Source organism: Ensifer adhaerens, from assembly GCF_028993555.1.
GTDB classification, from domain to species: domain Bacteria; phylum Pseudomonadota; class Alphaproteobacteria; order Rhizobiales; family Rhizobiaceae; genus Ensifer; species Ensifer adhaerens_I.
This window is the reverse complement of record NZ_CP118610.1, coordinates 2,844,120-2,859,094: the sequence shown is the minus strand read 5'-3', so window position 1 is coordinate 2,859,094 and position 14,975 is coordinate 2,844,120. Positions and strand designations below refer to the sequence as shown.

General features: G+C 62.5%; 13 protein-coding genes. 8 read left to right on the top strand and 5 right to left on the bottom strand.

Going from position 1 to position 14,975, the window contains the following annotated elements; all coding sequences use genetic code 11:
* The first annotated feature begins 131 nt into the window (after positions 1–131).
* Positions 132–785 (top strand): HTH-type transcriptional regulator RutR, encoded by a 654-nt coding sequence (gene rutR, locus PWG15_RS13995; protein WP_275020742.1) that lies wholly within the window; start codon positions 132–134, stop codon positions 783–785.
* 12 nt (positions 786–797) lie between these two features.
* Here rutR and PWG15_RS13990 read toward each other — a convergent pair whose 3' ends face one another.
* From PWG15_RS13990 to PWG15_RS13980, 3 genes are all read right to left on the bottom strand, one after another.
* Positions 798–1,727, bottom strand: coding sequence for a DMT family transporter (locus PWG15_RS13990; protein ID WP_275020740.1), 930 nt, complete (start codon positions 1,725–1,727; stop codon positions 798–800).
* 150 nt (positions 1,728–1,877) lie between these two features.
* Complete coding sequence (locus PWG15_RS13985) at positions 1,878–3,554, bottom strand: adenylate/guanylate cyclase domain-containing protein (protein ID WP_275020738.1); 1,677 nt, start codon at positions 3,552–3,554, stop codon at positions 1,878–1,880.
* A 262-nt stretch (positions 3,555–3,816) separates the two neighbouring features.
* Complete coding sequence (locus PWG15_RS13980) at positions 3,817–4,716, bottom strand: LysR family transcriptional regulator (RefSeq protein WP_275020735.1); 900 nt, start codon at positions 4,714–4,716, stop codon at positions 3,817–3,819.
* A 108-nt stretch (positions 4,717–4,824) separates the two neighbouring features.
* On the opposite strand from PWG15_RS13980, the gene PWG15_RS13975 reads away from it, so the two are divergent.
* On the top strand, positions 4,825–5,847 hold the full coding sequence (locus tag PWG15_RS13975; protein WP_275020733.1) for a zinc-dependent alcohol dehydrogenase family protein: 1,023 nt from the start codon (positions 4,825–4,827) through the stop codon (positions 5,845–5,847).
* 90 nt (positions 5,848–5,937) lie between these two features.
* Here PWG15_RS13975 and preA read toward each other — a convergent pair whose 3' ends face one another.
* Both preA and PWG15_RS13965 read right to left on the bottom strand, forming a co-directional pair.
* Positions 5,938–7,251 (bottom strand): NAD-dependent dihydropyrimidine dehydrogenase subunit PreA, encoded by a 1,314-nt coding sequence (gene preA / locus PWG15_RS13970; protein WP_104668042.1) that lies wholly within the window; start codon positions 7,249–7,251, stop codon positions 5,938–5,940.
* A gap of 18 nt (positions 7,252–7,269) precedes the next feature.
* Positions 7,270–8,631, bottom strand: coding sequence for an NAD(P)-dependent oxidoreductase (locus PWG15_RS13965; protein ID WP_275020731.1), 1,362 nt, complete (start codon positions 8,629–8,631; stop codon positions 7,270–7,272).
* A 203-nt stretch (positions 8,632–8,834) separates the two neighbouring features.
* Here PWG15_RS13965 and PWG15_RS13960 point away from each other — a divergent pair, with 203 nt between their 5' ends.
* From PWG15_RS13960 to PWG15_RS13935, 6 genes are all read left to right on the top strand, one after another.
* Positions 8,835–9,788 (top strand): sugar-binding transcriptional regulator, encoded by a 954-nt coding sequence (locus tag PWG15_RS13960; RefSeq protein WP_275020730.1) that lies wholly within the window; start codon positions 8,835–8,837, stop codon positions 9,786–9,788.
* Positions 9,789–9,987: 199 nt separating this feature from the next.
* A complete protein-coding gene (locus tag PWG15_RS13955) occupies positions 9,988–11,298 on the top strand; it encodes an ABC transporter substrate-binding protein (protein ID WP_275020728.1) in 1,311 nt (436 codons plus the stop codon).
* 154 nt (positions 11,299–11,452) lie between these two features.
* On the top strand, positions 11,453–12,325 hold the full coding sequence (locus PWG15_RS13950; RefSeq protein ID WP_104668038.1) for a carbohydrate ABC transporter permease: 873 nt from the start codon (positions 11,453–11,455) through the stop codon (positions 12,323–12,325).
* Positions 12,326–12,330: 5 nt separating this feature from the next.
* A complete protein-coding gene (locus PWG15_RS13945; RefSeq protein ID WP_275020726.1) occupies positions 12,331–13,161 on the top strand; it encodes a carbohydrate ABC transporter permease in 831 nt (276 codons plus the stop codon).
* A gap of 11 nt (positions 13,162–13,172) precedes the next feature.
* Entirely contained in the window at positions 13,173–14,174 is a 1,002-nt protein-coding gene (locus PWG15_RS13940) for an ABC transporter ATP-binding protein (protein WP_275020723.1), read from the top strand.
* Positions 14,171–14,944 carry an L-iditol 2-dehydrogenase gene (locus PWG15_RS13935; RefSeq protein ID WP_275020721.1) on the top strand — a complete coding sequence of 258 codons (774 nt, stop codon included), beginning with the start codon at positions 14,171–14,173 and terminating at the stop codon, positions 14,942–14,944. Before PWG15_RS13940 ends, PWG15_RS13935 begins: the two co-directional genes overlap by 4 nt.
* The last annotated feature ends 31 nt before the right edge of the window (positions 14,945–14,975 follow it).

Sequence of the window (14,975 nt, the reverse complement as noted above, 5' to 3'; positions counted from 1 at the left end):
ACAGCTTCCATTGCGGCACTCAAGCCGGAAAAACAAAAAAACGAAGTTGTTGCCCAAGAAGATGGCGAGACCAGATTTTGGGCAGATCGGTCTTTGCGCGGCGAGGCGCGCGGGGATCGCCAGGGGGACAGATGGTACTACCGAGAGCGGCCAGGACCCAGAGGCGGACACGCATCCAGGAGGAGAAGGAAGAGCGCATCCTGGAAGCGGCGCTCGAAGTCTTCTCGGCCAACGGTTTCCGCGGTGCGACCGTCGACCAGATCGCCGACGTGGCGGGCATGTCGAAGCCGAACCTGCTCTATTATTTCCGCACCAAGGAAGCGATGCACCGGGCGCTGATCGACCGGGTGCTCGACACCTGGCTCGATCCGCTGCGCGCATTCGATGCGGAGGGGAACCCGGTGACCGAGATCCGCAGCTATATCCGCCGCAAGCTCGAGATGGCCCGCGACTATCCGCGTGAAAGTCGGCTCTTCGCCAACGAGGTGTTGCAGGGCGCACCCCACATCGAAGACGAGCTCAAGGGGCCCTTGAAGGCGCTGGTCGACGAGAAGGCGGAGGTGATCCGCGCCTGGGCCAAGGCCGGCAAGATCGCCAAATGCGACCCCTACCACCTGATCTTCGCGATCTGGTCGACCACCCAACATTATGCCGACTTCGATGTGCAGGTGCGTGCCGTTCTGGGCCAGGGCAATGCCGGCGAAGGGCGTTTCGAGGATGCGGCGCGCTTCCTCGAGCGGCTCTTTGTGGATGGGCTGCAGGTGAGCGAACAGCCGGCCGTCTAGATCTTCCGTTCATCAATCGGGCAGGAGTGCCATCAGCAAGAGGCCGCAAGCGGTGGTAAGCGCGCCGGCGAGAACCGGCAGGCTGGTCCAGCCGTGGCCGAGCAAGCCTTCGAGCAGGATGATGAAACTCGGTGTGAGGTAGCCGTAACCGAGCACTTTCGATGCCGGCAGCCGCATCGAGGCGTATTGCAGGAGCAGGAAGGTGATCGCCGTGGTGACCACCGCCAGATAGAGGACCGCGAGCCAGACGACTGGTGGCAGGCTGGCGAAGTCGGCCGTGACCAGGCCGACGCCGCCCGGCACCAGCAGCCAGGGAACGGTGAAGACGGCGACCCAGAAGCCGAAGGCGAAGGGGCTCTCCTCTCGGCCGAACTTGCGGATCAGCGGCACATAGATCGCGTGGCAGACCACGCCGACGAAGAAGATCAGCTCGCCCTGGCCGATGTCGAAGGCAAGGATTGCCTGGATATTGGCGCGGAAGATCACCCAGACGGCGCCGAGTGCCGCAATGATCAGACCCGCAAGCACCCCTGGGCGCGTGCGCTGGCCGAGCAGCAGATAGGCAAAGCCGGCGCTCAAGAGCGGCATGAGGGTGAACACCGCACCCGTCGAAACAGGGCTGGTGAATTCCAGCGCCTTGAACATCGTCAGCATGTAGACGGCGATCAGGCCGCCCAGGATTACGAAGCGCCACGCTTGCTTCGGGAATTGAAAGCGCACACGCGCATAGCCGAAGGTGAGCAATCCAAGGACCACGACGGTCAACAGGTAGCGCCAGAGCGTCAGCGGCCCGGCGCCCATATGCTGGGTGGCGAGCCCGCCGAAAGAGAAGGAGCCGGCAATGAGGACGGCAAAGGTCATCATCGCCAGATGCGCCTTGAGTTTCTCAATGCCCTTTGCATGAACCTGGTGTGCGGTTTTCGGGGATACGTCCTGTTTCATGCGGGCTTCCGGATTGGGTCGGCGCGAGGGCGGGAAGGATACCTACTACTAGATCATTTCAGCGCTTCATTGAAACCGTGAAAAGATCCAATGCCTTGAAGGTATGCGACTTCGGACGTGAAAACTGTTTCACGCTTTCAAGGGGTTGCACTACGCATCCGACGGTACTGGCTGCAAGGCTGCGGAGATGTGGGCTGCATCCGCAACGATCCAGGTTTCAAGCGTTGCCTGCCGACCTCTGAGGCCGATGTCCAGCCGCTCGTGTCCTTCCATTGCCAAGCCCGCCCGATTGACGAGCTCGGCCGAGACGGCGAGCTGCACGTCGTGCTCCTTGGCGAGGCCTTCCAGCCGGCTCGCGGTGTTGATCGTATCGCCGACGGCCGTCAGCGACGTCGCCTGGCCATAGCCGATCTCGCCGATGATGGCCGGGCCGGCATGCAGCCCCATCGCGATGCGCAGTGGCTCGTCGAGTTCGCCGCGGAAGGTTTGGTTGAGCGTGTCGATGCCCTTCGATATCCGCTCGGCGGCGGTAAGCGACTGCCGGCAGGCCTCGGTGTAAGAACTCTTGAGGCCGAAGATCGCGAGCGCCCCGTCACCGATGAACTTGTCGATGACGCCGCCGGAATCCTCGACCGCTTCGCCGACCATCTCGAAGTAGCGGTTGAGCAGGAACACCGTGTCGAAGGGCAGCTTGTGTTCGGCGATGCTGGTAAAGCCGCGCAGGTCGCAGAAGAGCACGGCGATCCGTCGCTCCCGGCCCTCGCCGCCCTCGCGTCCGAGCTGTTTCTTGATGCCGAGGCTGTCGCTGTCGAGGATGGGCACGACGGTCACGTTGTGAACGGGGCGGAACTGGCAGGCGAGACGGACGTTGTCCGGCGCGCCGATACGGGTCAGTGTCGCAAGCTCCGCATCCTCGGGGGCGGGCTGGTCCTCCAGTCCCTGGATGACGCGCACGCGACAGGTCGAGCAGCGCCCGCGGCCGCCGCAGACCGAGACATGCGCGATGCCGGCGGCACGGCTGGCTTCCAGCACGCTGAAGCCGAGATTGACAGTGGCGACCCGGCCGTCGGGATAACGCACGCGGATGCGGCCGCCCTTCGGCATGGCCCGCAGCAGGAACGTGCCACCGATCAGCCCGCCGAAACCGATATAGAGTCCAAGGCGGATATCCTCGAAAAGCGTGAGGTCGACTGCCGGCTTGGTGTAGGCCCTGTCGCCGTAGCCGCCATGTTCTTCATAGTCGCTCTCGATCGAGCGGGCACCGCTGACGAAGCCGAGCAGGGCGAAGATCGGCACGAGGATTGCGACTGTGTAGAGCAGGATTTCATAGCGCGGGAACCAGGCGCGGCCGCGCATCCAGAACCAGGCGCCGAGGCAGCCATGGCCCCACACGAGCAACAGGGCAGTCGACTGCCGGATGGCGTTCGTCGAGGTCGACCACAAAGCCTTGAGCATCGTCGGATAGTCCGTATCGACGCCTGTAAACAGCGGTTCGACGCGTGCGGCGGTCACGTGGCCGATCAGCAAGAATGGCAAACTGAGGCCGAAGATGATCTTCAGCGCCTCGCGTGCCGGCATTCTGAGCGTCTGCCGGCGGTAAATGCTTTCGAGCGCCATGATGAAATGCAGCAGCAGGGCGCCATAGAGGAGCACCGTACCGGGAACGCTGTGCCAGATGAGATTGAAGGCCTTGCGGGCGGTTTCCATCGCTTCGATGGAAATGAGACCGAGCGAATGGTTGAGGAAATGGGCCAGCACGAACGAACCGAGTATAGCCCCGGAAACGAGGTGCATTCGCTTGCGTCGGTTGGCCGAAATGATCGTCAAGCAGAAGGTCCGGCTCTGCCGGAGCTTTGTCCGGCCGCAGTTTCAAAACCGTCGGAAGATGCGCCGCCGATCCCTGACCGAACGGTGCGCACCCCCGTGTGAGTTCTCCCTTATTATCCAGATCGTGCGGGCCGACAACTTACCATTTTTACACAATCTGTTTCGTTTTCGTGTCCTGTTCGTTATCGGCGGAGAACGCTATTCAGCGGGATTCGGTGTCTGAGTACGAACGGTTGCCGCGAAAGTCGCCTCCGCCTGCCGATCACTCCATCAAGGGCGCCAGACGCTCGGCAAGCGTGTCGATCATCAGCCGAAGTTTCGGCGGCATGTACTGCGTGCGCGGCCAGACCACGTGGGCTGCGAAGGAGAGGGCAGGCACGTCGGCGAGGATTCGGACGAGCCGCCCGGAGGTGACATGCTCACGCACCAGCCAGCACGGTAGCCAGGCAAGGCCGAAACCATCTGCCGCCGCGTCGGCAATCGAGGTGAGATCGTCGAGCTTTAGCCGTGTCGGTGGGGTCACCTGCCGTGGTGCCGCTCCCTTGACCGGGAAAGTCCAGGAAAGTGCATCGCTGCTGCGTCGGTAGAGAATTGCCTGATGGTCGAGGAGGTCGTCGATGCTGCGCGGCGTGCCGCGTGTTTCGAGATAGGCAGGCGAGGCGCAGACCGTCATTGGCTGGTCGGCAATCTTGCGCGCCATCAGATCCGGATCATCAGGCAATGGGCCGGTGCGAATGGCAAGATCGAAGCCGTCCTCGACGAGATCGACCCTTCGGTCGCTGAAGTTGACGTCGAGCTCAAGGAGCGGGTGCTGTCTGAGCAGTTCCGACAGCAGCGGCATGATGCATTGGCGCCCGAAAACCACAGGCAGGGACAGGCGAAGCCGCCCTCGGATCTCCTGCTTGCCTGATTCCAGCAGCGCCTCGCCAGTACGGATTTCGCTAAGCGCCCTGAGGCAGCTCCCGTAGAACAATTGGCCTTCCGCAGTCAGGCTCTGGGTGCGGGTTGTCCGATGGAAGAGGCGAACGCCAAGCCTCTGTTCGAGCTTGGCAATCGTCTTGCCGACCGCTGAGCGCGAGAGGTTGAGCCGCTCGGCTGCGGCGGAAAATCCACCGGCCTCGGCCGCTTCGACAAAGGCAGAAATCCCTCCCAATCGCTCCATAATTGTATCCTTCAGAGAACCAATATGGTGAATTCTTATCGCAACTGGAGAGATAAATTCAACGCTATGGTTTCTCCATCAGCCCAATCCGGTGAAAAGGAACGAACGATGGCGAGACTGATGAAGGCATGGACGATCGAGGCGTTTGGAGCGGAAAACCTCAAAATTACGGAGCGGCGCGTTCCCGAGGTCGGCCCCGGGGAGGTGCTCGTTCGCACAACCGCCCTGTCGCTCAATTTCCGCGACAAGCTGGTTCTGGAAAATGGGATGGGCATGCCACTTTCCTTCCCCTTCGTGCCGGGGTCCGACATGGCCGGCGTGGTCGAAGGGACCGGCCGGGGCGTGACACGGTTCCAGCCCGGCGACCGGGTGATTTCCGTTTTCGACCCCACCTGGATCGATGGTCAGAAGCCGGGGACCGCGCGTCATCCGACGTCGTTTGCGCTTGGCGGCCTCAATCCGGGCGTCGCTTCGCAGTATGTCGCATTCCCTGAGGACTGGTTTGTCGCCGCGCCAGCTAGCCTTGACGACGGTGAGGCAAGCACATTGCCCTGCGCCGGAGTGACGGCCTGGTTTGCGCTGGTCGAGAAGGGCCATCCGAAGGCCGGAGACCGTGTCGTCGTGCAGGGCACCGGCGGCGTATCGCTGTTCGGTCTGCAGATCGCCAAGGCGCATGGTGCTGAGGTCATCGTCACGTCGGCTAGCCAGGACAAGCTCGAGCGCGCGCTTGCCCTCGGTGCCGACCACGGCATCGACCGCGTGAGAGAGGATTGGGTAGAACGCGTCCTTGAGATTACCGGCGATCGTGGTGCTGACCATATCCTGGAGATCGCCGGCGGCGCCAATCTCGGCAAGTCGCTGCAGGCTGTGGCCGTGCAAGGGAGGATCTCGGTCATCGGGGTATTCGAGGGCGCCGAGATCTCGGCGCCGGTGACGCCGGTTCTGTTGAAATCACCTGTCATCCAGGGCATCGGCGTCGCCCATCGCCGTGCGCTGGAGGATCTGGTCAGGGCCATCGATCGCACCGGGATCAAGCCGGTTATCGATGCGCGCTATCCGTTCGAGCGGCTCAAGGATGCGCTGGCCCACCTCGACCGCGGACCGTTCGGCAAGGTCGTAGTCGAATTCTGACCGCTGACAAGAAAACGCCGCCGGATTGATGCTCCGGCGGCGTTTTTCAGTGGTTGAGGTGCGATCCGAGCGGTCCGCGCGCTGGCTTCCTTATTCCGCGGCCTGGCGGGCCATCGGGTTGTTCGGGTGGGTCGTCCAGTTGGCGTAGTTCGGATCAACCGGCTTGCCGGTACGCTGGTCGATCGTGCCGACCGGCAGCTCTTCCATGGTGATGCAGTTTTCGACCGGACAGACGTTGACGCAGAGATTGCAGCCGACGCACTCGTCTTCCATCACCTCGAAGTGACGCACGCCGTTGACGAACTGCGTGATCGCCTGATGCGAAGTGTCCTCGCAGGCGATGTGGCAGCGACCGCACTTGATGCAGGCATCCTGATCGATCTTCGCCTTGGCGATGTAGTTGAGGTTCAGATACTGCCAGTCGGTGACGTTCGGCACGGCGCGACCGGTGATGTCGTCGAGGTTGCGGTGGCCCTTGGCGTCCATCCAGTCGGAGAGGCCCGAGATCATCTCCTGGACGATCTTGAAGCCGTAGGTCATCGCCGCGGTGCAGACCTGAACGTTGCCGGCGCCAAGCGCCAGGAACTCGGCGGCGTCGCGCCAGGTGGTGATGCCGCCGATGCCCGAGATCGGCAGGCCGTAGGTTTCAGGATCGCGGGCGATCTCGGCAACCATGTTGAGGGCGATCGGCTTGACCGCCGGGCCGCAATAGCCGCCATGGGTGCCCTTGCCGCCGACCGTCGGGTTGGGGGCGAAGTTGTCGAGATCGACCGAGACGATCGAGTTGATCGTGTTGATCAGCGACACGGCATCGGTGCCGCCGGCCTTGGCGGCGCGCGCCGGCTTGCGGATGTCGGTGATGTTCGGCGTCAGCTTGGTGATGACGGGCATGCGCGTGTACTGCTTGCACCAGCGCACGACCATCTCGATATACTCGGGTACCTGTCCGACCGCGGCACCCATGCCGCGTTCGGACATGCCGTGCGGACAGCCGAAGTTGAGCTCGATGCCGTCGGCGCCGGTCTCTTCGACCAAAGGCAGGATCGCCTTCCACGCCTCTTCCTCGCAGGGCACCATGATCGAGGCGATCAAGGCCCGGTCCGGCCAGTTCATCTTCACCTGCTTCATTTCGCGCAGGTTCACGTAGAGATCGCGGTCGGTGATGAGCTCGATGTTGTTGAGGCCGAGCAGCCGGCGGTCGGCGCCCCAGATCGCGCCGTAGCGCGGGCCGTTGACGTTGACGACCGGCGGTCCTTCCTCACCGAGCGTTTTCCAGACCACACCGCCCCAGCCCGCCTTGAAGGCGCGCTCGACGTTATAGGCCTTGTCCGTCGGCGGGGCGGATGCCAGCCAGAACGGGTTCGGGGATTTGATGCCGACGAAATTGTTGCGAAGATCAGCCATTGGTTCCTCCTCCCGATCTTAAGCGACGGCACTCGCGCGCGGCGCGGCCGCGGCAAACGTCCGGTTGATCGATTCAGCCGCGTCGCGGCCCATGGCGACGGCCGAGACCGTCAGGTCTTCGCCGCCGAGCACGCAGTCGCCGCCGGCCCAGACCTTGTCGATCGAGGTGCGCCCTTCGGCATCCGCAACGATCCGACCGCCTTCGAGCTGCAGCGCGCCGAGGCCGGCGCCGAGGAAGCTCTGGCCGATCGCCTTGAAGATCTGGTCGGCGGCAATGATACCGGTTTCGCCGGTCGCCGTCAGCTTTCCGTCTTCAAGCGCGGTGTATTCCAGCTCGATGCCGGCGACCTTGCCGTCCTTCTCGGCAATACGCTTGGGCTGCAGCCAGTGGCGGATGGTGACGCCCTTGGAGGCAGCCAGATCCTGCTCGAACTCGGAGGCGTTCATGTGCTCCTTGCCGCGGCGGTAGCAGATCGTCACTTCCTCGGCGCCGAGCAGCTTCGCCTGGACAGCGGCATCGACAGCGGTCATGCCACCGCCGAGAACAACGACCCGGCGTCCGACGGGAATATCGGCCTTGGTCTTCGACTGGCGAAGGGCTGCGATGAAGTCGACGGCATCGTCGACGCCTTCGGCATTTTCGCCCTCGAGGCGCAGCGCATTGACGCCGGCAAGGCCGAGGCCGAGGAAGACGGCGTCGTACTGTTCCGAAAGATCGGCGAGGGTGAAGTCACGGCCGAGTGCCTGGCCGTTGCGCACCTCGATGCCGCCGATCGACAGTACGTAGTCGACTTCCTTCTGCGCGAAATCATCGACCGACTTGTAGGCGGCGATGCCGTATTCATTGAGGCCACCCGACTTCGGGCGGGCATCGTAGATCACCACGTCGTGGCCCTTGACCGCGAGGCGATGAGCCGCTGCAAGGCCGGCAGGCCCCGCGCCGACGACAGCAATCGTGCGGCCGGAGCTTTCAGCGCGGGTGTAGAACTGCTTGTTCTCGCGCATCGCCACATCGGTCGCGTAGCGCTGCAGGCGGCCGATCTCGACCGGGCGCTCCTCGGCGGTGTTGCGAACGCAAGCCTGTTCGCAGAGCGTTTCGGTGGGACAGACGCGGGCGCACATGCCGCCCAGGATGTTCTGATCGAAGATCGTCTTGGCCGATCCGATCGGATTGCCTGTCGATATCTGCCGAATGAACAGCGGGATATCGATGGAGGTGGGACAGGCCGTCATGCACGGCGCATCATGACAGAAATAACAGCGGTCGGAAGCGACGAGGGCCTCGTGCTTGTCGAGCGGTGGATGCAGGTCGGCGAAATTGCTCTCGTACTCCCCGAGCGGCAGGCGGCCGCCGAGGATCCCAGATTGTGTCGTTCCCATTTTTGGCTCCCAATGTTTTCTCAGGATGATGGAACGGTAACACGCTTTATTTTTTTATCAAACGGTAAAAGTTTGAGATCGAAATGACCGGAAAGCCTTGGGATCCGGGTGTTTGAGGAGGTTCATCATCCGCTTGTTCTGACGCTCTGTTTGACAGGCAAGGGCAATTAGTGGCAGCAAATCAAGGGGAACGGAGAACGGGCATGGCACGCAGGGGCGAGGCGAACAACAGGCTTGACGATGCGGCCCGTGCGGGCTGGCTATACTATGTGGCCGGTCGAACCCAGGACGAGATCGCGACCGTCATGGGAATATCGCGCCAGTCGGCGCAGCGGCTCGTTTCTCTTGCCATGTCCGAGCGGTTGATCAAGGTCCGGCTCGATCATCCGATCGCTGCGTGCCTGGAGGCCGCCGCGGGGCTTCGCGACAAATACGGGCTGAAATACGTGGAAGTCGTGCCGAGCGATCCGGGTTCGACCTCGACCACCGTCGGCATCGCCGAGGCAGGGGCTGCCGAAATCGAGCGCTGGCTGAAGTCGCCGGAACCGCAGGTACTGGCGATCGGCACCGGACGTACTCTGAAAGCGGCGGTCGACCAGTTGCCACCGATGGAATGTCCGCAGCACCGCATCGTTTCCTTGACCGGTAATATCGGGCTCGACGGTTCGGCCGCCTATTACAATGTCATCTTCAGCATGGCCGATGCGGTGAAAGCGCGGCATTTCCCGATGCCGCTGCCGGTGCTCGCCGCTTCAGCCGAGGAGCGCGAGGTGCTGCACAGCCAGAGCCTGGTGCAGGTGGCCCTGAAGTTGGGCGCCGAAGCCAATGTCGCCTTCGTCGGCGTCGGCGAACTCGGACCCGATGCGCCGCTCTGCCAGGATGGTTTTCTGGGCCAAGATGAAATGGCCGACCTCACGAAGGCGGGGGCGGCGGGCGAGATCTGCGGCTGGATGTTCGACCATGACGGGGCGCTGCTTTCCGGGAGCTTCAACGAGCGCGTGGCCTCAGTTCCCCTGCCTTCGCGCGACAAGGCGTCGGTGATCGGTCTCGCCAAGGGCCGGCGGAAATACGAAGCGCTGAGGGCGGCCGTGAAGGGCGGAATCATCAACGGTCTCATCACCGATGAGGCGACTGCGAGCTATCTGCTCAACGCATGATCGCAATACGAAACGTTTGAAAAGGCCGGCCGATGTGCCGGCCTTTCGCATTTGCGTAAAGAAAAAATCGACAATCAAAACAATCCTCTAATCTTCCTGTGTGCGGCGCAGCAACGATTGCGCATTGACATTTTGTCACGGGAAGTGAGTAATTGCCCATGAGCGAGGCAAATGCTCAATTTCTTCTGGGAGGAAGTCGATGAATTTGAGAACTTTCCTGCTGGGCACGTGCTCGGCAGTCGCACTGTCGGGTCTGGCCCAAGCAGAAACCCTGACGATCGCGACCGTGAACAACGGCGACATGATCCGGATGCAGAAGCTGACGGAGGATTTCACGGCCAAGAATCCGGACATCCAGCTCGAGTGGGTTACGCTTGAGGAAAACGTGCTGCGCCAGCGCGTGACGACCGACATCGCCACCAAGGGTGGCCAGTATGACATCATGACGATCGGCACCTATGAAGTGCCGATCTGGGCAAAGCAGGGCTGGCTCTTGCCGCTCGACAATCTGGGCGCCGACTACGATGTCGACGACCTCCTGCCGGCAATCCGCTCGGGCCTCACCATTGACGGCAAGCTCTATGCGGCACCGTTCTACGGCGAAAGCTCGATGGTGATGTACCGCAAGGATCTGTTCGAGAAAGCGGGCCTCACCATGCCCGACGCGCCGACCTGGGAATTCATCGCCGACGCGGCGCGCAAGATCACCGATAAAAACGCCGAAGTCTACGGCATCTGCCTGCGCGGCAAGGCCGGTTGGGGCGAGAACATGGCCTTCCTGACAGCAACCGCGAACGCCTTTGGCGCCCGCTGGTTCGACGAGAACTGGAAGCCGCAATTCGACCAGCCGGAGTGGAAGAACGCGCTCGACTTCTACGTCAAGCTCATGAACGACGCCGGACCGCCCGGCGCATCCTCGAACGGCTTCAACGAAAACCTGTCGCTGTTCCAGACCGGCAAGTGCGGCATGTGGATCGACGCGACGGTGGCGGCGTCCTTCGTCACGAATCCGAAGGAATCGACCGTTGCCGACAAGGTCGGCTTCGCACTCGCTCCGGACACGGGTCTTGGCAAGCGCGGCAACTGGCTCTGGGCCTGGAACCTCGCGATCCCCGCCGGCTCGCAGAAGGTGGCTTCTGCCGAGAAGTTCATCTCCTGGGCAACCGGCAAGGACTATCTGAAGCTCGTTGCCGACAAGGAAGGCTGGGCGAACGTTCCTCCGGGCACGCGCACCTCGCTCTACGCCAACCCCGAGTACCAGAAGGCAGCGCCGTTCGCGAAGATGACGCTCGACTCGATCAATGCGGCTGACCCGAAGAACCCGGCTGTAAAGCCCGTTCCCTATGTCGGCGTGCAGTTCGTGGCGATCCCGGAATTCCAGGGTCTCGGCACGGCGGTCGGTCAGCAGTTCTCCGCAGCGCTCGCAGGCCAGATGAGTGTCGACCAGGCGCTTGCCAGCGCCCAGCAGCTGACCGAGCGTGAGATGACCAAGGCCGGCTACATCAAATAGGCTCCCAAGGGCCCGGGGTGCTGGCCGCGAATGGCCGGCGCCCCGGTATTTCTCCCGGGCAAATACCGGGAGACCAACGCGGAACGCGCGTGGAGAAGCGCGCGCCCGCACCAGCTCTCGATACAGCGTTGAATTCCGTCTTTGGGGGGACGCCATGGCGACCTTGCACACCCGCTCCGCCGCGCGGCTGATGATCGCGCCTTCGGTGCTTCTACTTCTGGCCTGGATGATCGTTCCCTTGGCCATGACGATCTATTTCTCGTTCCTCCGCTACAATCTACTGATGCCGGGAATGGAAGAGTTCGCCGGCTTCACGAACTACAAGTATTTCCTGACCGATCCCGCCTTCTTCCAGGCGATCTTCAACACGCTCGCGATCGTGCTCGGCGTGCTGTTCATCACCGTGGTCGGCGGCATTGCGCTGGCACTGCTGCTCGACCAGCCGATGTTCGGGCAGGGGATCGTGCGCATTCTCGTGATTGCGCCCTTCCTGATCATGCCGACGGTGGCAGCACTCGTCTGGAAGAACATGTTCATGAACCCGGTCAACGGGCTCTTTGCGTGGATCGCCAAGCTCTTCGGGCTGCAGCCCTTCGACTTCCTCGCCAATGCTCCGCTAATGTCGGTGATCCTGATCGTTGCTTGGCAGTGGCTGCCCTTTGCGACGCTGATTCTTTTGACAGCCTTGCAGTCGCTCGACGAAGAGCAGAAGGAAGCAGCACAAATGGATGGCGCCGGCGCCTGGAGCCGCTTCATCTATCTGGTGTTGCCGCATCTTTCCCGCGCCATTACGGTCGTCATCCTCATCCAGACGATCTTCCTGCTCTCGGTCTTTGCCGAGATCCTGGTCACCACCAATGGCGGACCGGGCACGCAGAGCACCAACCTGACCTTCCTCGTCTATGCGCAGGCTCTCTTGCAGTTCGACGTGGGCGGTGCATCGGCCGGCGGCATCATCGCCGTCATCCTCGCCAACATCGTCGCATTCTTCCTGATGCGCATGATCGGCAAGACGCTGGAGGCTTGAGAACCATGGCACGCAACGTCTCCACCCAAAGAAAGATCATCGTCACGGTCGTCGCCTGGACGATCGGCATCCTGATCTTCTTCCCGATCCTCTGGACGTTCCTGACGAGCTTCAAGACCGAGGCCGAGGCGATCGCTTCGCCGCCGTCCTTGTTCTTCTTCGACTGGACTACGGAGAACTATCACGAGGTGCAGAGCCGCTCGAACTACTTCCTGCACTTCATGAATTCGGTCGTCATCTCGTTCGGCTCGACACTGATCGGTCTGATCATCGCCATTCCGTCCGCCTGGGCGATGGCGTTCTCGCCGACCAAGCGCACCAAGGACGTCCTGATGTGGATGCTCTCCACCAAGATGATGCCGTCGGTCGGCGTGCTGGTCCCGATGTACCTGATGTTCCGCAACACCGGCCTGCTCGACACCCGCACCGGGCTCGTCATCGTACTGACGCTGATCAACCTGCCGATCATCATCTGGATGCTCTACACCTACTTCAAGGAGATTCCCGGCGAGATCCTGGAAGCGGCGCGCATGGATGGTGCCTCGCTCTCCAAGGAGATCATCTATGTGCTGACGCCGATGGCGATCCCCGGCATCGCCTCGACGCTGCTGCTCAACATCATCCTCGCCTGGAATGAGGCGTTCTGGACACTGAACCTCAGTGCCGCCAAGGCAGCGCCGCTGACGGCCTTCATCGCCTCCTACTCGAGCCCCGAAGGCCTGTTCTACGCCAAGCTTTCGGCCGCCTCGACCATGGCGATCGCCCCCATCCTCATACTTGGCTGGTTCTCGCAGAAGCAGCTCGTGCGCGGCCTCACCTTCGGCGCGGTCAAATAAGGGATACGACAATGGGAAGCATTACACTCAGCAAGGTATCGAAGGTCTTCGGCGCCCATGCCGTCATCCCGTCGATCGATCTCGACATCAACAACGGCGAGTTCGTCGTCTTCGTCGGACCGTCCGGTTGCGGCAAGTCGACATTGCTCAGGCTGATCGCCGGCCTTGAGGACGTCAGCGATGGCGACATCGTCATCGACGGCAAGAACGCCACCGAACTGCCGCCGGCTCAGCGCGGTCTCTCGATGGTGTTCCAGTCCTATGCGCTCTACCCGCATATGAGCGTGCGCTCGAACATCGCCTTTCCCCTGAAGATGGCGGGCGAGGACAAGGCGGTCATCGACAAGAAGGTGTCGGATGCAGCCCGGGTGCTGAACCTCACCGATTATCTCGACCGCAAGCCGCGTCAACTCTCCGGCGGCCAGCGCCAGCGCGTCGCGATCGGCCGGGCGATCGTGCGTCAGCCCAAGGCCTTCCTGTTCGACGAGCCGCTGTCGAACCTCGATGCGGCGCTCCGCGTCAACATGCGGCTGGAAATCAGCCAACTGCACCAGGACCTGAAGACGACGATGATCTACGTCACCCACGACCAGGTCGAGGCCATGACCATGGCCGACAAGATCGTCGTGCTCAATCGTGGCCGTATCGAGCAGGTGGGCTCGCCGCTCGATCTCTACCACAAGCCGGACAACCTGTTCGTCGCCGGTTTCATCGGCTCGCCGCGCATGAACATCGTCAATGGTGCTGCGGCCGCCGCCTATCAGGCGCATACGATGGGGATCCGTCCTGAACATCTGGCGCTGTCGAAGGAAAGCGGCACCTGGCAGGGCACGGTCGGTGTTGCCGAACATCTCGGCTCCGACACTTTCCTGCATGTCAATGTCGACAACGTCGGCACGGTGACGGCGCGGGTCAGCGGCGACTTCGCCGTGACCCATGGCGACCGGGTGTTCCTGACACCCGATCCGCAGCGTGTGCACCGGTTCGACGACAAGGGGCTGGCAGTTCGATGAAACGGCTCGAAGGCAAAAGCGCGCTGATCACCGGGTCGGCGCGGGGGATCGGTCGTGCCTTTGCGGAGGCCTATATTCGCGAAGGCGCCACGGTCGCGATCGCTGACATCAATGTCGAGAGCGCGCGTCAGACGGCGTCCGAGATCGGCGCCGGCGCCTATGCGGTCGAGATGGATGTGACGCAACAGGGCTCGATCGACGAGGCGATTGCCGCCGTCGTCCGGCAGGCGGGCGGGCTCGATATCCTCGTCAACAATGCCGCGCTCTTCGACCTTGCGCCGATCGTCGAAATCAGCCGTCAGAGCTACGACCGGCTGTTTGCGATCAACGTTTCCGGAACGCTGTTCACGATGCAAGCCGCCGCCCGGCAAATGATCGATCAGGGCAGGGGCGGCAAGATCATCAACATGGCAAGCCAGGCGGGCAGGCGCGGCGAGGCGCTGGTTGCCGTCTACTGCGCCACCAAGGCGGCGGTCATCAGCCTTACCCAGTCGGCCGGCCTTGGCCTCATCAAGCACGGCATCAACGTCAACGCGATCGCGCCCGGCGTGGTCGATGGCGAGCACTGGGACGGCGTCGATGCGCTGTTTGCCAAATACGAGAACCGCCCGCTTGGCGAAAAGAAGCGGCTGGTCGGTGCCGAAGTGCCGTTCGGCCGCATGGGAACGGCCGAGGACCTGACCGGGATGGCGATCTTCCTCGCCTCGGCCGAGAGCGACTACGTCGTTTCGCAGACCTACAACGTCGATGGCGGCAACTGGATGAGCTGAGCCTGCGCCAGCCGGTGAAGCCGCGAAAAGG